This window comes from Gordonia sihwensis NBRC 108236, from assembly GCF_000333035.1.
GTDB lineage: Bacteria > Actinomycetota > Actinomycetes > Mycobacteriales > Mycobacteriaceae > Gordonia > Gordonia sihwensis.
The window spans coordinates 264,851-281,536 of sequence record NZ_BANU01000001.1 but is presented as its reverse complement, the minus strand read 5'-3'; the positions used below and the strand labels follow the sequence as shown (position 1 = coordinate 281,536).

Here is a 16,686-nt window from a genome sequence, read left to right as displayed (position 1 = left end):
TGGTCCCTTCTAGCTGTAGCCGTACATGACGGTGCTGATTTCGGCGCGCTCGACCTCGTCCCACGCGTCCGCCGCGGTGACGTCTCCTGCTGCCTCGCACGCGAGGATCGACGCGATCGAGGCGTCGATCTTGCGGTGGTACTCGCCGTGCGGCTTCCCGAGCCCGTAGCGCTGCGCCGGGCGCGGCACCTTGCGGGCATTGCCGACGTGCTGCGTAGTGATCGGGCAGCCGTCGTGCGTCACGGTCCCAGTCCGCAGATCGGTCTCGAACCGCTTGATCGCCTCGTACATCGCCTTATCGCGGTTGGTCGCCCACTCCATGACCCGCTTCTCGCCGTGCTTCTGCGACCACGCCCCGATCTCGGAGTAGTAGCCGAACGGGTCGGCGTACATGCGCGCCACGCGCCACCGCTGGAAGATCTCGTCGACCGCAACATTCACCTGATCGCGGGGGATCTCGCCGCCGAACTCCGCGGGATTCCAGATCGTCGGCCGGCGGTCCGGGCCGAAGCGCGGCGTGAAGCTCCTGCCGCTGCGGGTCTGGCAGCGGATCGCGGTCCAGTCATCGGAATCAGAGCCGTCGAACCCCACCGTGATCTGCGTGCCCTTCGGCGGATTCGGCAGCCACACCATCGGCTTCTCACGACGCGTTGGCATACGCGCGCTCCCACAGTCCGGCCTCGAGCCACGCGCCCATGCCCGTGGTCTCGCGGTTGCCGAAGAATCGTTCGGCCTGTGCCGGGTCGGTCTCCATCAGGTCATCGATCTCTGCCTCGATCGACGCGAGCGTCACCCACGGCGACGAGCTGTAGACCTCCTCGAGGATCTTCCGGCGGTCACGACGGTTGCCCCAGCTCAGCGACTTCGACGGGCGCCGCCAAAACTTGAACACGTCCTTCGCCGTGCTCTCCCACGTCTGCTGCGCGTACGAGTTCTCCGACGCGTCCCACGCATTCGTCGTCGCCATCGTGCGGCCGTCCATACCGGCCGCGCCGCGCCGCTGCGTCTCAGCGACCTTCAGCAGCTTGTTCGCCTTCGTGTACAGGCCTGCCTCGTCGTGGAGTGCGAATGAGATCGGGTTACCGAGACGAGAGTTCGCGGCCGCGGTGACGATGTCGATGCGGTTGTCCTCGCCCGGCAGTCGGATGAAGCCCTCGCGCACCAGCATGATGTCGGCGAGCGGGCCCATCTTGATCATCGACGTGAGCGGGCGATACACATTGTCGACCGCGTCAGCAGACGGCGCGGTGAGCTGGATGAGCGGCGTCGGTTGAGGCATCCCCATCGGCTCACCCGGCTGATACTCGTGCTCGAATCCGCAGTTGCAGCCCCAGTCAGCGCACGCGTAACCGTCACCGGCCCCGGCCCACCCGGCGAACAGTGACGGCCCGACCGCCTCGAGCGCCGCGATCGTCGCCGACCACGGCCCCTTGCCCGACTTCTGAGGGCCGACGATGAGCGACCGCCGGTGCATGAAGGCCTGCGCCTTCATCGGCCGACGCGGCTGCCACTTCGCCGACGAGCGGACACGGTAGTGCTGCGCTGTGCAGTAGAACTGGTCGTCACTCATCACGAACGGGCGCCCCTTGTCGAACCCGTCCGGGACCGAGCAGTGCGCCTGCACCCACGGATCCTGAACGTCGGCGAGAGTCGGGAAATCGACGATGAAGCCCTCAGCCTTCGCCATCGGGCACCGCTCGCATCCGCCGGCCACCACCGTTTGTCCGGGCGGCGCCGTGGCTCTGCCTCACCGCCTCCTGCTTCTGCTGCTGCTCCGGGTTGGTCGTCGCGTCGTCATCGACGATCAGCCAACCGTTCTCGCGGAGCCCTGCCGGTGTCATGCCGATCTGATCGGCGAGTCGCTGCGCCGCGGTGATCGTCGCGGCCGTCGCCTCCGGGTCCTCGGCGCGCACCAGCCACCGCACGTACATCGCGACAGCTCGGTGACGCCACGCCTCCTTGATCCACTGCCCCGCCTGCGGCGTCCGCCAGAGCGACGCCCACACCACGCCCTCGCGCTCGGTACCGTCCGGCAGAAAGTTCGACAGCGGAGGGAAGTCACCGGCGTAGCCGCCCACCGTGAGCTTCTTCGCGCGCACATCGCGGGCGTCCGACCGCGCCGACGTCGGCGACGGCGTCGGTCCAGAGCGATTACGGGCACCTCCGTGTCCAGCCATGACGAAACCACCTATCCGCCGGCATCTCGCCGACATCAATTGAGCGGCCCGGCATCTCGCCGAGCCAGCGTGAATCAGCGGCGCGTCCAGCGCACCGCTTGATAGACATCGAGACGGTCAGGGATCCACCGCAGGAGGTGCAACGCCGTCGCGATCACCGCGCCGTCGAGCACACACCGCATCACGCGGTTGCGGTTCCGAGCCCTGTCCATCCCCCTCGACAGCAGATGCTCCGGCCGACCCGACCGGTAGCACTGCCGCTCCCACCACAAGACGGCCGCGACAAGGAGCGCCCACGCACGGCCCGCCGTCATCCGTCGTCGCCCATCAGCGCGAAGCCGACCGGCGTGGTATCACTCGACAGCGCCGCATCGACGCCGTCCGAGTCGCCGTCATCCCAGCAGAGCTCGAGCGCGACGAGCTCGTGCCCGAACAGACACAGCGAGAGCCTCACGGGCCCTGCCTGTCTGCCAGCTCGTACGAGCCGAGTAGCGGGCGCAGCCAGCCGTCGCCACGAATCGCAGTCGGAGAGTGCCCCAGTACCGCGACGAAGTACGCGTCCAGCATCTCCTCGACGTACGCAGTCACCCTGTCGCAGATGTCGGCGTACGGGTCCGCCGCGACGACGTCGCCGCAGTCGCCGACCATCAGCGGATCGTCGGACATCAGTCGACGTTCCGGTCGGCGGTGAGACCGGGATCGGTGATCACTGCCTGGCGCACCGCGCAGTCCTTCGCCTCGACGAGCTTTCGCAGCATCGCTGAGGTCTCGGGACCCTCACCGTAGGTCGATACGAGATCATGTGCGAGGTCGTGAAACTTGCGTGAGACGATCTGCAGCGAAGGCGGCAGGTGCATGTAGCTGAACAGCGACAGCAGGTGCACGGTACTGGGATTACTCGACATGGTGGGGCACCCTTCTTTGTCCGGGATGATCAGGTACTTCTGAACGCCGGCGCCGCGCTGTGCGGCGCGCAGCCGTTCGACGTGCGTCGGGGTGAGCCGCATCAGCACTGAGTGCCTCCCGGATCGTCTTGAACCCTCCGCACCTTTTTCAGCCCTCCCCGGCGGCGTCGGTGCTTCGGCCTCGCCAGGGGGTGGCCCCCAGGTGTCCCCTGTTCGAACGATGTTCGAACGGTTCGAGTGTCCGATTTGACCGAGTCGGGGGTGGTGGTGTAAGCCGCGAGCGCGAGCTGGACGCGCCTGCCTTTGCGGCTGTTGCAGGAGCGGCACATCACCTCGAGCTCGCCGTCCCACGCTCCTCCTGCCTGCTGGTCGTGGACGTGGTCGGCGGTGAGGTCCGCCGAGGCATGGGGTGCGCGTTCGAAGCCGGGGCACCAATCGCCACGGGTGGCGCGGTGGGCGGCGACGGCGGCGGCGCGGCGTTGAATGTCGGGGCCGCGGTTGACCTTGGTGGGGGTAGTGCGGCGTTGATGCCTGTCGACCTGTGCCTGGTGCTTGGGGCAGCGGGGGCGGTCACTGAGGGTCGGGCAGCCGGGCTCCGAGCAGACCCGCAACCGGGCGCGGCTCATGCTGACCCCTGAGACAACAGATCCCGCGCGCCCTGCTGCGGGCACGCGGGAACCAGCGCCCTCAGTATGCCCTGTGGATAACTCACCGTGCAACCGTCCTTCGACCTCGACGCGTCGGCTTCGCTCCCGGTCGTGCCGGGCACAGATCGTGGTGGCCCTGCGTCGGCGGATGCCACTCGCAGTCCATGCACCGGCCGTGCTCGCGTCTCTCCTGCGGCGTCAGCAGATGGCGTATCGGGTCCATCACTTCACCTGCCCAGTCATGCGTGGGAACCAGCGCTGCGCATCGAAGTCGGGGTGCTCGGTCCAGACCTGCGCGATCACAAGCAGCCCGGCCGCGAGCGGGTTGTCGGTCGGCGGGAGATTGCGCGCCTCGAGATGCTCGACGATGGGCACGCTCATCATGGCCAGCGCGTCCACGATCCGCCGATGCTTGGCCGGGTCCGGCATCGACTCAGCCGCCGCGGCTTCATCCTTCAGTCGTGCCTCGATGAACTCCACGATCGTGCTCATGCCGGCAGCTCCACCTTCTGCTCGCGGCGGCACGTGCCGTTGTAGGCGATCAGCGCTGCCGTCTGCGTTAGCTTCGGTATGCTTCCGTCCCATCCCCGCGCCTTGAGTTCGTGCGCCCGCGCGACCAGCTGCGACGGCGTCACGCTCGACAGCACATCGGCCAACCGTCCGGTGTGCACCTGGCCCCGGTAATCGAACAGCACCAACGCGAGGCCCTTGATGATGTTCGCCTTGCGTGCTTCCGGATCGGCCGGCCAGACGTCGCCGACGAACTCCAGAACATCGCGCAGCGTCTGCAGATCGCAGCGCCGGTACACGAACTCGAGAGCGCTGCAGCACTGCAGCGCGTTCTCGACTGGACTGTGGCTCACTCGGTACCCGAACTCGGTGCACACTGCCTCGATCGACGCGACGTCCTTGTCTCCGGCAGCGCGCCGCGCGTACCAGCGATCCCAGTTCGACAGCTTCTTGGTGGTGCGGTCGATGTCCCAGAACAGCGCCGCCTCCTGCTGGACAGTCAGCCCGCTGTGGACCGTGCACGGCAGCGCCATCGTGGGATCGAGAAGGCGTGCAGCGGCCATGCGGTGCTGACCGTTGATGACCGCGTATCGCGGCTCGCTGGTCTCTCCACGGTCGGAGACCTCCAGCGTGCCGACCAGCCGCGGTTCCCACTTGACCGACATCGCCTTGGCGCGGTTCGGGTCGAGGTCGCGCTGGTACTCGGGGTCGGCGAACAGCTCGTCGACTGAGATCGCGGTGACGTAAGTGGCGGAGGGTGTGGTGGTCATCGGTTCCGTCCTTTCCAGACGATGAGGGTGGTCACGGCCGACCAGGCCGCGGAGGTGCAGGAGAACCAGGCGAAGAAGGCGGCGGTCATCGGTCGGCCCTGCCCGCGACGGGGTGCAGGCGCTTCGCGAGCCAGTCCCACTCACGCATCGCCCACGCCGGCTGTCCGTGCCAGTCCAGGCCGCACGCGTCCCGGGGCGGGTCGCAGAGCAGGCCGTGGCAGACGATGAGCGGCTCGGCCTGCCCTGCGGCGAGGCGCTCGATGGGCGAGACGTCGGGGTCGAGCGGCTGCGTCAGGTCGAGCTCGGCCGGGTAGTGGATCCGCATCGTCGGGTACCCGACGCCCTTGCTGGTGCGGCCACCGCACCACGGGCACAGTCCGGCCAGCTCCTGCCCGTCGCGAGCATCGCCCAGCAGCCGTGCGGCCGTCGTGATCACCGGATGCAGTCGCGCCTCGATCCACATGACGATCGGCTCGTCGTCGGAGCGGGTCGCCGCGTCAGCCTGCGGGAGGAGTCGAGTCGCCAGACGCAGCCACGGTCGAGGGTCGGCCGACGCCGCTCTGGCCGGCAGCCAGATCTCGGGGCGGTACTGCGGGAGCACATGCGTCATCTCGCGGACGATCCACTCCGCGACCGATGCGATCTGCGACAGGACGTCGAGGACCGACACATCGGCCGGCGTCGGCCGCGCCACGCCACGCAGACCGCGCCGCTCGATCTCGCGGACGCGCAGCATCCGCGATGCCCGCCGCTGATCGTGCTGGACCCACCGGCGCGGGGTGCCTCGCTCGCGGAGCGCACCGACGTACGGCCACGCCGCCGCGAGGTACTCGAGGTCACGGCGAGCGTCGCGGGCCTTCGCCGCCAGGCGCCGCTGGTAGTCGATCGAGGCGTCGACAGGTCGGCGGACGACCGCGGGTGCGGTGCTCATTCGGCACCACCCTCGCACTCGTACGAAGCGGCGAGGAACTCGACGAGCCGCACGAAGCTCGGGCCCACTGCTCGCGAGACCAGGTACTGCTCGCCGAGCGAGTTCACCTGGCACACTCGAGCAGTCCACTGACCTGAGCTGCGGTCCTTGCGGATGGTGATCTTCTTCTTCACGGGTAGTACTAACCCTTCGATCGGCGAGCACGACGGCCGCCACGGCGGCCTCGGCTACGTGAGGAACTGTCACGGTGAGGAGGTGGTAGAGATTCGCTACCCGTCCCGACCCGACCCGACCCGTCCCGACCAGACACGACAGATCCTGGACCCTTCGTATCTGTCAGATCAGGTTGATTTCTGTCTGGTCCTGGGGCGTCTCGTCCGTCTGTGTCGGCCGGGGCCGGGGAGCTGGCGCCTGCGGCAGCCGTGCTCGGTGAGGCCGCGCCTGCGGCTGCAGGCCTCTGTGTCTCAGTGGGCGCGCCGGTGGCTGCTGCTCGCGGTCCCGGTGGCGCGCCTGCGGCTGCTGCCTTGCCCGGGGACTGGGGATCTCCGGTGTGGAGATCGGGTTGAGACGGCATCCCCGGCGCTGCGCCTGTGGCTGCTGCGCCCGACGTCGGCATCGCGCCTGCGGCTGCGTGCTCTGACGTGTCGCCCGCGGGCTGCGGGTCGTCCTGGGATGCGGGGGTGGTGTCCGGCTGGCTGCCGGGCACGCGGACGAGATACTTGGCCATGTCGGCCGGTGGGGTCGCGGTCGGGACTGGTAGACCGTTCTTGGCGCGCCAGCGGTTCTCGGCGAGCCACGCGACGGTGGTCGTGGAGTAGAGCGGTTCTGTCGGGGCGTCGAGCAGCTCCTCGACACCGGTCGGGAGCGACCCGTCCTGGCGCGAGGAATTGCACGTCTTGCAGCAGACGACGTACGTGTCCACGGTGGCCGGCTCTCCCGGCTCCAGATGGTCGTACGTGCCAGCCCGACCGGATTTCCGGTCGAGCCAATCGACGACCTTCCCGCACCACCGGCAGGCGTCTCCATCTCGGAGGCGCACCGGTACGACGAGGGCGGGTCGGTTCGCGTCCGCCTTGCGCTGACGCTCCCAGTCGATGTCCTTCTTCAGCCGCAGGTGCAGGAAATCCGGCTCGTCGTCGACGAGCTTGTACACCTTGACGCCGTCGCCATACTCGCGCTCGGTCATCAGCCCGGCGAACACGCAGACGTCGATCATCGTCTGAGCCCGGGTCGGTCCTGCGATCATGACCGCGGTTCCTCGAGTGATGACGTAGTCCGTCAGGTGCGCCGCAGCCTGGGTCGAGCACCGGGCAAAGAAGCCGAACACCTCGTTGAGGAGACGATCGTCGAGCTCCGGATGCTCCAGCACGTTCATCGGCAGGGGATGAAACGCCGACGTGTCTCCATAGCGTGCCCACACAGGCAGATGCCTCTCTTCTTTGACGACGAAACCGGAACACTCGCAGGCAGGGGGGCGCTCTCGCGCGGCTGCGGGCGCTCACCGGGACACAAACCAGACGACGGTGCAAATGAGCGCCAGGATCGCGACGTCGTACGCCACGTCACGCAGCCAGCCGCGCCACACCAACGGCAACCGGCCCATCACGCCTCCCCGTCGAGGGCGCGGCGGATACGGCGGTGCGCGAACTCGACGCCGTTGTAGAAGGCGTCCGGGCCGCCGACGCGGCGCTCCCCGAGTGATTCCAGCCATGCGTCATGCGCTGCGTCATCGGCCGAGTCCAGATCGAAGCGGTGGGCGTGGACGCGCTCGTTCGCTTCCTGCACCCGCTCGACAGTGGCGCGCAGATTGTCACGCCCGACCTCGGCGTTGTGGAGGTTCCTGGACAGCTTCGCCCAGTCCCCCTCGCGGAGCTTCTCCAACTCGGCCTGCGTGCGAAGAAGAGTGTCTCCGATCGAGTCGAACTGGCCGAGCGCGGCGTACAGGATCGCGGCGACGCCGTGATTGTTGTGCTCGACGTGCCATTCGGCCCACTTGCGGAGCTCCTCATCGGACACGCCGACCTGGACCTTGATGGTCTCGCTCACGTTGCGCTATCCGTCCAGTCGCACGGACGTGATGTTGACGTCCTCGTAGTGGCAGATCGTGGCGTAGATCGGCGCGCCGTTCTCGTCGACGTCGACCGGGGTGTATGAGGTGAACGCGGCCGTCGCACCGTTCGGGGTCGGGCACTGCTCGATGCCGGGTGCGGTGTAGCCGGTGTCGTCGTCATCTGTGATGGCGTGGGTCGCCCATCCGTCGTCGTTGACGGTGACGATTGCGGCCGGCTGCGTGTCGGGGTCGTCCGCGGCGGCGAGTCCCGCGCCCAAGGTGGTGGCGGCGAGTGCGGCGAGTGCGGCGATGGTCGTGCGGATCATGGGAGTCTCCTGGCGGCGGAAGGGTCGGTGCGAGCGGGAGTCAGGCATGGTTCAGCTCCTCGTTGGTGTCGTCGTGCATGGTGAGTTCGGCGTCCGACCAGAGGAGGCGGACGAGGTCGTCCATTGACTCGTTCAGTGGCGCGGCTGGATCGAACGCCAGATACCAGGCGCGGATCGGCGCGAGGGCCTCGCGGGCGGCCCCCTGAGCCACGTCAGACCAGCAGTCAACCGAATCCTCCCGCTCCTGCTCGGTAGCTCCCTGCTTGTCCCACCAGCGCTCAGCGGCGGCGATCGCGGGGTCGCGGGGTTCGTCAGTGGGCATGGTCAGTCCCCTTCGTTCGTGAAGTGCGGTGTGCGGCAGCGCGGATCGTCGCAGTCGTGGCGGAAGTCCTGCCGGGCGTTGAACGACACGTCGGCGGAGCCGTCGTAGCAGGAGTAGCGATGCCCGACGTCGAGGGTGCAGTGCGCGTCAGAGGGTCCGGGGTCGCCGCAGTGTCCCAGCGGCCACGTCGGAGCGACGGGGTCAGTGCCGGTCATCGCGCACCTCGCTCGAGGTCAGCCATGAGGCCGATGGGGATTCCAGCGGCAGTCGTCGTGCAGTGCAGCTCGATCACCTCAGTCACGGTCCGCACCCTCCTCGGCGAAGAGCAGGATGTCCTCGGGCGGGGTCCAGCCGTTGTCGATCAGCCAGTCCGCGATACGCGCAGCATGGTCATCGAGCGCGGAGCCATTGATGGTCGCGTTCTTGATCCCGGCGAGGTGGTCTAAGTGCTTCTCGATTTCGTCGGCGCGGCCGGTGTACTCACCGGCGATCCCATCTCGGCCGTCCTCGCGCATCGCTGCGGCGACAGTCCGCAGTCGGGTCAGTTCGTACTTCGAGACGCGTTTGATGTGCTCAGCCACGGCCACCACCCGCACCCGCGGCCGTCTTGTCGAAGCCGCCGTCGATCAGTGCCTGCGCGAGGATGCGCGGGTCGGCGTCCCCGGTAACGAGGTCGAGCATCAGCTGGTTCGCGGCGTCGATGACCTTCTGCGCGGACCGCTGCCAGGCCGTCTCGACGGCCACGAAGCCGGTAGCCGTGGGCTTCCGCAGAATCTCTGTAAGGACGTGGTCGACGGCGGCGGCGATTCCCTCGTCCCACGGTGTCGAGTCGGGCGAGAGGGTCGGGCAGCCGGCGGCGACTACCGCGGCGGTGTACGCCTCGGAGGCGCCGTCGTAGAGCTTCTGGCGGGTCTCATCGGTGCTCATTGCGGGTGATGTCCTTCCGAGTGTGCGGGCGTGATGTTGTTTGCGGCCATCAGGGTCTCGACCTCCTTGGTGAGGTGTCGGAGTCGAGACAGCAGCGAGGTGAGGATGTGGTCGGCGGCGGCGCCGGCTGACTTGGCGCGCTCGGCGTTGCGGATCTCGACGCCGTCTGTGACGACTGCCGGGCTGGCCGGGTTCGACATGACCGCCTGCGCTGCAATGTGGAGCCGCAGGTCCGCCGAGCGGCGCTGCGCGCACGTGGGGCACGGGCACTCGACGGTGGCCTTGCGTTCTTCGGCGACGTCGAGGATCCCGAAGCGCGAGTTCGGGAGCCCGAGGACGCGGTAGGTGACCGTCGTCGGGTCGAACTCGCACAGCAGCTCCTCCTGCCCGTTGCGGCGGGTGACGAAGCGGAGGTCGAAGGTCTGGTTGATCATGCTGCTGTCTCCTCGCGGTGGGTCTCGTGGCGGATGACGACGCCGCTCGGGATCGGTCCGACGATGACCGTGTCGCCGGGCCACCACTGGTCGGCGGGGATCGTCCAGACGTCGCGGCCGAGCGAGTCGAACCCCGCGTGTACGAGGCGGATCGGCTGGCCGGCCGGGATGATGGTGCGGTTGCCGTCCGGGTCGAGGCCGCTGGGCAACTGCGCGTGCGGTGCGGTGATACGGCGGCACCAGGTCGGCTGCCCGGTCATCGGTTTGGGGTCAGCGTCGTTGCGGACGGGGCCAGGGCGGCGCCGGTCTGCGTCGCGGGCGACCATGAGGTTGCTCATTTCGTGAGCCTTTCGTGTGGGTGTCGAGGAGGTCGAAGATCTCGGACTGGCCCTCGACCTCGGGATGCGTCTGGTGTTTGTCGGCGTTGACCCATCGGCAGATCTGCACTCGCCGCTCGTACGGGAGCGAGAACCACCAGGCGTCCGGATCTGCGGGCACGGGCGGTCATTCCGGATCAGGCAAGCTCGCGAACTGCTCACGCCATGCCAGGAGCCAGTCGCGCTGCGCTGCCAGCGACAGTTCCGAGTAGCGCTGCGGGTGCGCGACGCCGATGAAGTCCTCGCTGCAGCGGACGACGACCATCGCGGACTCGTCATCGGCGACAGACGCGATGAGGTTCGCGTCGTAGGCCTTCGCCGCCGCGGTGAATCGGGTGATCAGGTCCGGCAGGATCCCGAAGGACTCGACCATCCCAGTCGCGGTGCCGAGTTCGCGGGCGATCATGCGCGGCACGTTCGGGGCGTGCTCGTGGGGCGGGAGCATCGGGAGCTCTAGCGTCTCGCCGGGGATCATCCCGGACACGTCGGAGAGGTGGACGTAGTACACCGGCACCAGCTCGGGCTCGGCGGTGTCTGTCTCCTCTCGGTCGGCGACGTCGGGCGCAGGTTCCGGGTGCATCTCGACGGCCTTGCGGATCTGCAAGAGGCCCTCATCGTCGACGTCGGCTTTCTTCTTCTTGTGGAAAACCGCGCGGATCTTCGCGACGTCGGCGGGCGAGATGTCGATGCACGGATTCGCCGCGATGTCGCCGTGGAGCGCGATGAGTGAGACGCGTGCTGCGGCGGCGGAGTACCCGTCCGATGCGGTGACCGTCATCGAGTCCGGGTGATCGAGATGCAGTCGGAGGCGGTACAGGTGCGCGGACTCCGCCTTGCGTCCCGCGTGCGGGATGACTGCGGCGATCGCGCAGAGGAAGGATTCCGTGTCGACGGTGGCTTCGAGGATCGTCGACCCGATGATCGGGGTCATACTCCCACCACCCCCCGGAAGCTGCTTGCTGGGCTAACGCGGACGACGTAGGGGCGGTCGCGATCGATGCTGTGCGCTGCAGACCCGGGAACGAATGGGCGGAGCTCGTGGTACTCGGCTGCCCACCTACGCATCACCTCGTCCCACACGTGCTGAGAGTCGATCGCACGGATGCCGTTGCCGAGTACGCGCCGGCGGTTGCGCTCCGGTGTGGGGATCGTGACGGCGCAGCCCGGCCGCGGGAACGGCACGACGTCGGGCCCGTTCTGGCGGGGCTTGCCGCTGAGGAACCTGGTGCGCTTCACTCGTCGTCTCCGTCGTCGCTGCCGATGGTGGCGAGGATCGTTGCGTTGTAGGCGTCGAGGATGGCCTGCTCGATGTCGGAGAGGACGTAACCCATCTCGCGCAGCACGTCCACGTACGCGACAGCCTCGTGTGCCACGGCAGGTGACCGTCCCGCCGCGATCCTCGGGGAACTCCGGAGCCACATGTCACCGATGTCGTGGGCGCAGCTGATCGCGGACTCCCACGCGAAGTCGACCGGCGAGACCTCGGTGAACCACTGTGCGATCGCCTCCAGGAAGTCGTCGTAGTCGACGTCCTGGAACTCGGGCAGCTTGGAGAAGTCGATCCAGAATCCGTCCGTGGGTGGGTTGAGAGCGAGAAGACGGCCGAAGAACTTCGCGCGGGTCGACTCCGGGGCGGTGCGGAGGAAACTGGTGCGGACGTCGGTCGCGGCGGTGAGCTGGTCGCGCTCGAGCTGCTCGGCCTCAAAGCGTGCGGTCTCTTCCGGGTCGGGCTCGGCCGGTGTCGAGTCGACCTCGTCCCGGTCGCTCTCGTCCTGCGGCGTCGAGTCGGTCGAGGGCTCGTCGCTGAGGTCGGCGTGCAGCCTCAAGACATAGATCGAGAGGTTGGGGTTGTACTGGTCCGCGGTGACGAATGCGAGTTCGCGCTCCTCGTCGGTCAGGGACTCGAAAGCGGCCTGGCTCCACGCGAGGGCCCGATCCATTCCCACGCGGCTACGTGGCACGCCTGCCCTTTCCGCCGCCGCGTCCATTCCCTCGGCGAACGAGTCGGCGGCTTCGGCGCCGAGCTTCTTGGCTGCGGCGATCTGGGCCTTGATTCGTTCCAGACGCTCGACGCGGTTCACGATCAGCTGCCGACGTGCCGGCCAGTCAGCGGTGCCGAGCTTCTCCTCGAGCTCGTCGCGGTACTCCTTGTGAGTCGCGATGAACTCCGCGTCGGCGAGGGTGACGGCGTGGGTGTGGATCTTGTCGAGCAGTTCCGCGGGCAGCGAGCCGACCTTGGCGCGCTGACGGACCTTGCTCTTGGACATGCCCGTGCGGCCTGCGATGGTCGCGACGGACTCGCCGAGGTCGAGCATCGCCTGGACGCCCGCGGCCTCCTCTGCCGCGGAGAGCGGCTCGCGCTCGCGGGCGGTGGCGAGCATGGCGGCGATCTGGTCGGCCGGATCGGTGAGACCCTCGTCGATGATGCACGGCACCGTGTCGAGGCCGAGTGCCTTCGCGGCCGCGCAGCGGCGGTGGCCGTCGATCACGATCCACGTGTCGTCGGCGCCGGACGGGTGCGGCGCGATCGTGATGGCCTGCAGGACGCCCTGCGCCTTGATCGACGCTGCGAGCGTGTCGACGGACTCGGCGTCGCGGCGCGGGTTGTCGGGGTGCGGATGGATGCGGTCGAGGGCGACCTGATTACTGCTCGGCACTGTGGGCCTTCTTTCCGTGGCAGGTACGGGAGTGGAGGGTGAACAGGAGCTCGCCGTCCGCGAGAGCGGCAGCGAGGTCGGTGCCCGTCAGAGCGCGTCCGTACATGACGCGTTTGCGGGTCGCCGGGTCGAGGGTGGGGACGCGCTTGACGGTCCCCGCGTCATCGGGCGAGTAGTCGACGCACAGCCAGCCGCCCTCGCGGACGCTCGAGCGCCACCAGCGGATCGGCTGGCCGCACGTCTTGCACTTGGTCGCGTTGACGCTCACGTGACCGCCCCGGTCTCGGCGGGGTGCAGGATCACGTGGGTCAGGAGGTCGCCGATCGCGGCCAACGTCGCGTTGAGCGTCCCGGCCGGGGAGTCGAACGCGGCTCGCGGCAGCGGTCCTGCCGTGCCGATCAGCACGTCCCCGCCGTTCTCCGGCCATGCCGCCGCAGTGACGATGATCTGCTCGGCACTGGACTCGGCCGGCGCGCACGGGAGCGGGGTGCCCTCGCCGTTGCAGAACCTCACGTCGAGCTTGCGGCGGCGACGCGCCAGCAGCCGGTGCGCCGCGTCGACGCGACGTGCTGCGAGCGCAAGCTCACCGAGTTGCGCGGACTCCGCTGCGGCGCGGCGGGCCGACAGATCCGTCACCGTCGCCGTCATCGCGCACCGCCTTCGGTGCCGTGAGCGGTGGCCGGCTTCGTCGGCCGCGCATCCCCGCGCGGCCGACGATCGGCCTCCCCTACGCTCGAATCGCCACAACCCGAACAAGGAGAAGATTCATGGCATCGATTGTTTTCAACGGGATCACCTACGAACAGGTGGAACCTGCCGTCTTCGAGGCCGCGCGCGAGCTCGTCGAGGCCATCAGTAACGGGCAGGGAACTGGTGCCCTGATCTCCCTCACTGGTCCCGGGGACGCTGGAGTCGATACCTGGCATCGCATCTACTTCACGCCGGGCGCCCCGATCACCTTCATCGAATGATGGGCGGGAGGCCGTAGCTGCGTAGTGGGCGGCGAGGTCAGCGGCGCGGCAGATGACACCGTTCGCGCCGCCGGCCGCGGCGCTGACGAGCCCCTGCAGCGAAGCGACGACCGAACGACGGGTGATCCGTGTCTTGGTCATCGCGCACCACCAGCAGGGACAGCCACGCCTCGGGCGGCAGCGCGACGGAGCTGCGCGCGCCGACGGCGGCGAGCCGCTGCTCGGGCCTTCTGCTTGCGCGCCTTGGCGCGGTGCGTAGGCCACCAGTCACCCGACTGCCGGGCGCGGTGATGCGGCACGCGGTCCGCGACGTCATCGGCCGACTCGGTCGGCATCCAGTACGCGAAGGCGACGAGGCCGATCAGGCACAGTACGAACGTGGTCGGGGTGATCGAATCCAAGATGGGGAGCATGGCAGCTGTCCTCCGAATGGGTGAATCGAGAAATGGAAGCGGGCTGGACTGACGCCCCGTCAGGGCGTGATGTCCGTTTGGTGACATACGATCCGGCGATGACGAACCGCAGGAAGTCCGCGTTGGCTGGAATCTGTTTGGCGATCACCGCATTCGGGATCGCAGGGTGCAGCAACAGCGAAGGGATCGAGCCAGTCGTTACGACTGCCGACACTTCGACGACGTTCTGCGAGGTTCAGGACGACGACTGGTCGGCGAACTTCTACATCGAGCCAGGCCCGCTCGGTTGCGGCGGATTCGGCGACGCGGTCACGTTCTCGGCGGCGACCGCCCTCGACCGCCAGTGCGACATCGGGGCTGAACAAGCGGTCTACGCCCTCGCGTACGACGCGAACAGTCGAATGGCCGCACTGGGCCGCTGCGTGAACACCAGCGGCAGCAACGTCCCGACGTCGCCTACCCCGTAGCCGCTGCATCAGGCGCCAGCTCGGAGAACTTCGTCACCGAGGAGCACCGCTACCGGGACTCGGAGGTACTCCGCTATCGCAGCGACCTCCTCGACGGTGAAGGGCACGTACCCGTTCAGTCGGCGACTCAGGGACGCCTGAGTCCACCCGAGCGACGTCGCCAGTCGGGTCTGCGAGGCCTTACTCCGTGCCATCTCGGCCCGAACGTTCCGCTGGACAGCTCCACTTACGCGCTGAGCTAATGACTCGCTGTGCATGGCACCTAGTACTACGCGCTGAGCTAATGACTGTCAAGCATGTAATTCAAACGCGGAGTGTCCTAGTTAGCTGAACGCCGTTGCCGACTATTCGCTGTGCGAGTAATGTCCTGCGCATGACGACATTTCAGGTAGTAGACGGGCACCGGGACGAGTCACGATCAGAAGCTGCTGCGCGTCGCCTTCGTGGAGCACTTGCCGAGCTGCGCATCTCGATCAGCGAAGTAGCGCGGCGCATCGACATGACCCAGGGCGCACTCTCCCGCCGCATGACCGGTCACGTGGAGTTCACCCTCGACCTGATCGACCAGATCTGCGAGGCGACCGGGATTTCGTTCACGTACATCACGACCGGCATCAAAGAAACCCCCGCCAGCCCTGATGGGCCGGACGGGGGTCTCTCTGGCAGTGCCCCCAGTAGGGCTCGAACCTACGACCTGCGGATTAAAAGTCCGTAGCTCTACCAACTGAGCTATAGGGGCGTCGCGTGCGGTGCACGACTTGTGGCAGTCTACCGAACCGCCGACCGACGCTCCGGCACGACCTCTCGTGTCAGACGGTCAACGACTGGCGCTCGACCGAACGGACGGCCGCCGTGAACTCCGGAATGAACTTCTCCGCGCCCAGCACACAGCACGCATGGCCACCGGCGACATCGAAACGCTGAGCGCCCGGGATGCCGTCGACGAGCAGTTGCTGCCGTTCGGGTTGCACCACCTTGTCGAACGTCGAGACCACCACCGAGGTCGGCACATCGATCTCACCGAGCCAATCGCGCGAATCGAATCGGGCCATCGCCTCGGCGAACACGCCCTGCAGACCGAGTCTCGTGGAGGTGACCTGTGCCAGACCCCATTTGACCGGATGAGCGGTCGGGTCGTCGAGGATCCGTTCCGACGGAGTGGGGAGAACCTTTTCGACGACGCTCAGCGCCTTGCCGAGACGCTGCTCGAGCGCCAGCCGAGCGGGATCGATGCTGGAGAAGTACGGGCCGGTCGAACAGAGGACGAGCCCGGCCACCCGGTCGGGGCTGCGGCGCCAGGCGAGCTGTGCGATGCCTCCGCCCATGGAGAATCCCGCGGCGATGAACGAGTCGATCCCGAGGCTGTCGGCGACGGCGACCACGTCGTCCGCGCAGTCGTCGAGTGAGAACGTGTCGGACTCGATCCCGCGACCGTGCAGACGGTGGTCCATGGTGATGACGCGGAAGTCGCGTTCCAGGAGCGGGATCACCGGATACCAGCAGAGCAGTCCGGTGGTGCTGACCGAGTGAAGCAGAAAGACGGCCGGACCGTCGCGCCGCCCGGAGTCGGTGACGAAGGTCTCCCCGCGTCCCGGAAGCTCGAGCCGCCGGCCCGACGGGACCCCGGTGACCGGATGGGGACGCATGGCGTGACCGATGCCGCGGCGCATGGTGGCGAGACGACTGCTCAGTGCTGGCATCCCTCCAAAATACACCCGCCCGAGAGGGTCGTCCCTGCTCACAGGCTCCTCTTAGACAAATATGAGAATCCATCTCGTGCGGGCAGCGCGCATCTGACATAC

At 67.8% G+C, this 16,686-nt stretch carries 30 protein-coding genes, 1 tRNA gene and 1 pseudogene; 3 read left to right on the top strand and 29 right to left on the bottom strand.

All coding sequences use genetic code 11. The features are described from left to right. Window positions 1-9 precede the first annotated feature (9 nt). From GSI01S_RS20390 to GSI01S_RS01360, 25 genes are all read right to left on the bottom strand, one after another. Window positions 10-657: a terminase large subunit domain-containing protein gene (locus tag GSI01S_RS20390; RefSeq protein WP_006894518.1), complete on the bottom strand. Its 648-nt coding sequence runs from the start codon at window positions 655-657 to the stop codon at window positions 10-12. Next, the gene (locus GSI01S_RS20385; protein ID WP_006894517.1) at window positions 641-1,687 is read right to left on the bottom strand and encodes a hypothetical protein; all 1,047 of its coding nucleotides are present in this window, start codon (window positions 1,685-1,687) and stop codon (window positions 641-643) included. Before GSI01S_RS20385 ends, GSI01S_RS20390 begins: the two co-directional genes overlap by 17 nt. Beyond that, window positions 1,674-2,177, bottom strand: a complete 504-nt coding sequence (locus tag GSI01S_RS01460; protein WP_006894516.1) for a hypothetical protein — start codon at window positions 2,175-2,177, stop codon at window positions 1,674-1,676. Before GSI01S_RS01460 ends, GSI01S_RS20385 begins: the two co-directional genes overlap by 14 nt. Window positions 2,178-2,251: 74 nt before the next feature. Next, on the bottom strand, window positions 2,252-2,491 hold the full coding sequence (locus GSI01S_RS20735) for a DUF7427 family protein (RefSeq protein WP_006894515.1): 240 nt from the start codon (window positions 2,489-2,491) through the stop codon (window positions 2,252-2,254). Then, the gene (locus tag GSI01S_RS20005) at window positions 2,488-2,631 is read right to left on the bottom strand and encodes a hypothetical protein (RefSeq protein WP_157225293.1); all 144 of its coding nucleotides are present in this window, start codon (window positions 2,629-2,631) and stop codon (window positions 2,488-2,490) included. The genes GSI01S_RS20735 and GSI01S_RS20005 overlap by 4 nt, the downstream gene beginning before the upstream one ends. Continuing rightward, complete coding sequence (locus tag GSI01S_RS01450; RefSeq protein WP_006894514.1) at window positions 2,628-2,843, bottom strand: hypothetical protein; 216 nt, start codon at window positions 2,841-2,843, stop codon at window positions 2,628-2,630. The genes GSI01S_RS20005 and GSI01S_RS01450 overlap by 4 nt, the downstream gene beginning before the upstream one ends. Next, on the bottom strand, window positions 2,843-3,190 hold the full coding sequence (locus GSI01S_RS01445) for a hypothetical protein (protein WP_006894513.1): 348 nt from the start codon (window positions 3,188-3,190) through the stop codon (window positions 2,843-2,845). The genes GSI01S_RS01450 and GSI01S_RS01445 overlap by 1 nt, the downstream gene beginning before the upstream one ends. 761 nt (window positions 3,191-3,951) lie before the next feature. Next, window positions 3,952-4,221, bottom strand: coding sequence for a hypothetical protein (locus GSI01S_RS01440; RefSeq protein WP_006894511.1), 270 nt, complete (start codon window positions 4,219-4,221; stop codon window positions 3,952-3,954). Continuing rightward, window positions 4,218-5,009, bottom strand: a complete 792-nt coding sequence (locus tag GSI01S_RS01435) for a DUF6551 family protein (protein ID WP_006894510.1) — start codon at window positions 5,007-5,009, stop codon at window positions 4,218-4,220. The genes GSI01S_RS01440 and GSI01S_RS01435 overlap by 4 nt, the downstream gene beginning before the upstream one ends. An 85-nt stretch (window positions 5,010-5,094) precedes the next feature. Beyond that, a complete protein-coding gene (locus GSI01S_RS01430; RefSeq protein WP_006894509.1) occupies window positions 5,095-5,940 on the bottom strand; it encodes a hypothetical protein in 846 nt (281 codons plus the stop codon). Next, entirely contained in the window at window positions 5,937-6,113 is a 177-nt protein-coding gene (locus GSI01S_RS20000; RefSeq protein ID WP_006894508.1) for a hypothetical protein, read from the bottom strand. Before GSI01S_RS20000 ends, GSI01S_RS01430 begins: the two co-directional genes overlap by 4 nt. Window positions 6,114-6,121: 8 nt before the next feature. Beyond that, on the bottom strand, window positions 6,122-7,315 hold the full coding sequence (locus GSI01S_RS01425; protein WP_039866615.1) for an HNH endonuclease: 1,194 nt from the start codon (window positions 7,313-7,315) through the stop codon (window positions 6,122-6,124). A gap of 227 nt (window positions 7,316-7,542) precedes the next feature. After that, on the bottom strand, window positions 7,543-7,986 hold the full coding sequence (locus tag GSI01S_RS01420) for a hypothetical protein (RefSeq protein ID WP_006894506.1): 444 nt from the start codon (window positions 7,984-7,986) through the stop codon (window positions 7,543-7,545). A gap of 6 nt (window positions 7,987-7,992) precedes the next feature. Further along, the gene (locus GSI01S_RS01415; RefSeq protein WP_039866613.1) at window positions 7,993-8,316 is read right to left on the bottom strand and encodes a hypothetical protein; all 324 of its coding nucleotides are present in this window, start codon (window positions 8,314-8,316) and stop codon (window positions 7,993-7,995) included. Window positions 8,317-8,356: 40 nt separating this feature from the next. Next, entirely contained in the window at window positions 8,357-8,638 is a 282-nt protein-coding gene (locus GSI01S_RS01410) for a hypothetical protein (protein WP_006894504.1), read from the bottom strand. A 2-nt stretch (window positions 8,639-8,640) separates the two neighbouring features. Next, entirely contained in the window at window positions 8,641-8,853 is a 213-nt protein-coding gene (locus tag GSI01S_RS01405; RefSeq protein WP_006894503.1) for a hypothetical protein, read from the bottom strand. A gap of 78 nt (window positions 8,854-8,931) precedes the next feature. Further along, window positions 8,932-9,219, bottom strand: a complete 288-nt coding sequence (locus tag GSI01S_RS01400; RefSeq protein ID WP_157225292.1) for a hypothetical protein — start codon at window positions 9,217-9,219, stop codon at window positions 8,932-8,934. Next, a complete protein-coding gene (locus GSI01S_RS01395; RefSeq protein WP_006894501.1) occupies window positions 9,212-9,565 on the bottom strand; it encodes a hypothetical protein in 354 nt (117 codons plus the stop codon). Before GSI01S_RS01395 ends, GSI01S_RS01400 begins: the two co-directional genes overlap by 8 nt. Next, on the bottom strand, window positions 9,562-9,999 hold the full coding sequence (locus tag GSI01S_RS01390) for a hypothetical protein (RefSeq protein ID WP_006894500.1): 438 nt from the start codon (window positions 9,997-9,999) through the stop codon (window positions 9,562-9,564). The genes GSI01S_RS01395 and GSI01S_RS01390 overlap by 4 nt, the downstream gene beginning before the upstream one ends. Beyond that, window positions 9,996-10,337, bottom strand: a complete 342-nt coding sequence (locus tag GSI01S_RS01385) for a hypothetical protein (RefSeq protein ID WP_006894499.1) — start codon at window positions 10,335-10,337, stop codon at window positions 9,996-9,998. Before GSI01S_RS01385 ends, GSI01S_RS01390 begins: the two co-directional genes overlap by 4 nt. A 166-nt stretch (window positions 10,338-10,503) precedes the next feature. After that, on the bottom strand, window positions 10,504-11,307 hold the full coding sequence (locus GSI01S_RS01380; protein ID WP_006894498.1) for a hypothetical protein: 804 nt from the start codon (window positions 11,305-11,307) through the stop codon (window positions 10,504-10,506). Continuing rightward, window positions 11,304-11,612 (bottom strand): hypothetical protein, encoded by a 309-nt coding sequence (locus tag GSI01S_RS01375; protein ID WP_006894497.1) that lies wholly within the window; start codon window positions 11,610-11,612, stop codon window positions 11,304-11,306. Before GSI01S_RS01375 ends, GSI01S_RS01380 begins: the two co-directional genes overlap by 4 nt. Beyond that, window positions 11,609-13,033: a ParB/RepB/Spo0J family partition protein gene (locus GSI01S_RS01370; protein WP_006894496.1), complete on the bottom strand. Its 1,425-nt coding sequence runs from the start codon at window positions 13,031-13,033 to the stop codon at window positions 11,609-11,611. Before GSI01S_RS01370 ends, GSI01S_RS01375 begins: the two co-directional genes overlap by 4 nt. Continuing rightward, window positions 13,020-13,301: a hypothetical protein gene (locus GSI01S_RS01365; RefSeq protein WP_006894495.1), complete on the bottom strand. Its 282-nt coding sequence runs from the start codon at window positions 13,299-13,301 to the stop codon at window positions 13,020-13,022. Before GSI01S_RS01365 ends, GSI01S_RS01370 begins: the two co-directional genes overlap by 14 nt. Then, window positions 13,298-13,681 (bottom strand): hypothetical protein, encoded by a 384-nt coding sequence (locus GSI01S_RS01360; RefSeq protein WP_006894494.1) that lies wholly within the window; start codon window positions 13,679-13,681, stop codon window positions 13,298-13,300. The genes GSI01S_RS01365 and GSI01S_RS01360 overlap by 4 nt, the downstream gene beginning before the upstream one ends. Before the next feature lie 119 nt (window positions 13,682-13,800). On the opposite strand from GSI01S_RS01360, the gene GSI01S_RS01355 reads away from it, so the two are divergent. Next, entirely contained in the window at window positions 13,801-14,004 is a 204-nt protein-coding gene (locus GSI01S_RS01355) for a hypothetical protein (RefSeq protein WP_006894493.1), read from the top strand. Window positions 14,005-14,141: 137 nt separating this feature from the next. Here GSI01S_RS01355 and GSI01S_RS01350 read toward each other — a convergent pair whose 3' ends face one another. Beyond that, window positions 14,142-14,417: a hypothetical protein gene (locus GSI01S_RS01350; protein WP_006894492.1), complete on the bottom strand. Its 276-nt coding sequence runs from the start codon at window positions 14,415-14,417 to the stop codon at window positions 14,142-14,144. A 98-nt stretch (window positions 14,418-14,515) separates the two neighbouring features. Here GSI01S_RS01350 and GSI01S_RS01345 point away from each other — a divergent pair, with 98 nt between their 5' ends. Beyond that, window positions 14,516-14,884: a hypothetical protein gene (locus tag GSI01S_RS01345; RefSeq protein WP_006894491.1), complete on the top strand. Its 369-nt coding sequence runs from the start codon at window positions 14,516-14,518 to the stop codon at window positions 14,882-14,884. Between the two features lie 8 nt (window positions 14,885-14,892). On the opposite strand, the gene GSI01S_RS01340 is transcribed toward GSI01S_RS01345, so the two are convergent. Continuing rightward, the gene (locus GSI01S_RS01340) at window positions 14,893-15,078 is read right to left on the bottom strand and encodes a helix-turn-helix domain-containing protein (protein ID WP_244874914.1); all 186 of its coding nucleotides are present in this window, start codon (window positions 15,076-15,078) and stop codon (window positions 14,893-14,895) included. A 179-nt stretch (window positions 15,079-15,257) separates the two neighbouring features. On the opposite strand from GSI01S_RS01340, the pseudogene GSI01S_RS20445 reads away from it, so the two are divergent. Beyond that, a pseudogene (locus tag GSI01S_RS20445) lies at window positions 15,258-15,428 on the top strand (helix-turn-helix domain-containing protein); the annotation flags it as partial. A 122-nt stretch (window positions 15,429-15,550) separates the two neighbouring features. Here GSI01S_RS20445 and GSI01S_RS01335 read toward each other — a convergent pair. Next, window positions 15,551-15,623: transfer RNA gene (locus GSI01S_RS01335), tRNA-Lys, on the bottom strand. Between the two features lie 70 nt (window positions 15,624-15,693). Then, window positions 15,694-16,584 (bottom strand): alpha/beta fold hydrolase, encoded by an 891-nt coding sequence (locus GSI01S_RS01330; protein WP_006894489.1) that lies wholly within the window; start codon window positions 16,582-16,584, stop codon window positions 15,694-15,696. Window positions 16,585-16,686: the final 102 nt, after the last annotated feature.

Coding starts and splice junctions, on each gene's coding strand:
- GSI01S_RS20390 (WP_006894518.1), bottom strand. CDS start 657: ATGCCAACGCGTCGTGAGAAGCCGATGGTGTGGCTGCCGAATCCGCCG.
- GSI01S_RS20385 (WP_006894517.1), bottom strand. CDS start 1,687: ATGGCGAAGGCTGAGGGCTTCATCGTCGATTTCCCGACTCTCGCCGAC.
- GSI01S_RS01460 (WP_006894516.1), bottom strand. CDS start 2,177: ATGGCTGGACACGGAGGTGCCCGTAATCGCTCTGGACCGACGCCGTCG.
- GSI01S_RS20735 (WP_006894515.1), bottom strand. CDS start 2,491: ATGACGGCGGGCCGTGCGTGGGCGCTCCTTGTCGCGGCCGTCTTGTGG.
- GSI01S_RS01450 (WP_006894514.1), bottom strand. CDS start 2,843: ATGTCCGACGATCCGCTGATGGTCGGCGACTGCGGCGACGTCGTCGCG.
- GSI01S_RS01440 (WP_006894511.1), bottom strand. CDS start 4,221: ATGAGCACGATCGTGGAGTTCATCGAGGCACGACTGAAGGATGAAGCC.
- GSI01S_RS01435 (WP_006894510.1), bottom strand. CDS start 5,009: ATGACCACCACACCCTCCGCCACTTACGTCACCGCGATCTCAGTCGAC.
- GSI01S_RS01430 (WP_006894509.1), bottom strand. CDS start 5,940: ATGAGCACCGCACCCGCGGTCGTCCGCCGACCTGTCGACGCCTCGATC.
- GSI01S_RS01425 (WP_039866615.1), bottom strand. CDS start 7,315: ATGAACGTGCTGGAGCATCCGGAGCTCGACGATCGTCTCCTCAACGAG.
- GSI01S_RS01415 (WP_039866613.1), bottom strand. CDS start 8,316: ATGATCCGCACGACCATCGCCGCACTCGCCGCACTCGCCGCCACCACC.
- GSI01S_RS01410 (WP_006894504.1), bottom strand. CDS start 8,638: ATGCCCACTGACGAACCCCGCGACCCCGCGATCGCCGCCGCTGAGCGC.
- GSI01S_RS01405 (WP_006894503.1), bottom strand. CDS start 8,853: ATGACCGGCACTGACCCCGTCGCTCCGACGTGGCCGCTGGGACACTGC.
- GSI01S_RS01395 (WP_006894501.1), bottom strand. CDS start 9,565: ATGAGCACCGATGAGACCCGCCAGAAGCTCTACGACGGCGCCTCCGAG.
- GSI01S_RS01390 (WP_006894500.1), bottom strand. CDS start 9,999: ATGATCAACCAGACCTTCGACCTCCGCTTCGTCACCCGCCGCAACGGG.
- GSI01S_RS01385 (WP_006894499.1), bottom strand. CDS start 10,337: ATGAGCAACCTCATGGTCGCCCGCGACGCAGACCGGCGCCGCCCTGGC.
- GSI01S_RS01380 (WP_006894498.1), bottom strand. CDS start 11,307: ATGACCCCGATCATCGGGTCGACGATCCTCGAAGCCACCGTCGACACG.
- GSI01S_RS01360 (WP_006894494.1), bottom strand. CDS start 13,681: ATGACGGCGACGGTGACGGATCTGTCGGCCCGCCGCGCCGCAGCGGAG.
- GSI01S_RS01355 (WP_006894493.1), top strand. CDS start 13,801: ATGGCATCGATTGTTTTCAACGGGATCACCTACGAACAGGTGGAACCT.
- GSI01S_RS01350 (WP_006894492.1), bottom strand. CDS start 14,417: ATGCTCCCCATCTTGGATTCGATCACCCCGACCACGTTCGTACTGTGC.
- GSI01S_RS01345 (WP_006894491.1), top strand. CDS start 14,516: ATGACGAACCGCAGGAAGTCCGCGTTGGCTGGAATCTGTTTGGCGATC.
- GSI01S_RS01340 (WP_244874914.1), bottom strand. CDS start 15,078: ATGGCACGGAGTAAGGCCTCGCAGACCCGACTGGCGACGTCGCTCGGG.
- GSI01S_RS01330 (WP_006894489.1), bottom strand. CDS start 16,584: ATGCCAGCACTGAGCAGTCGTCTCGCCACCATGCGCCGCGGCATCGGT.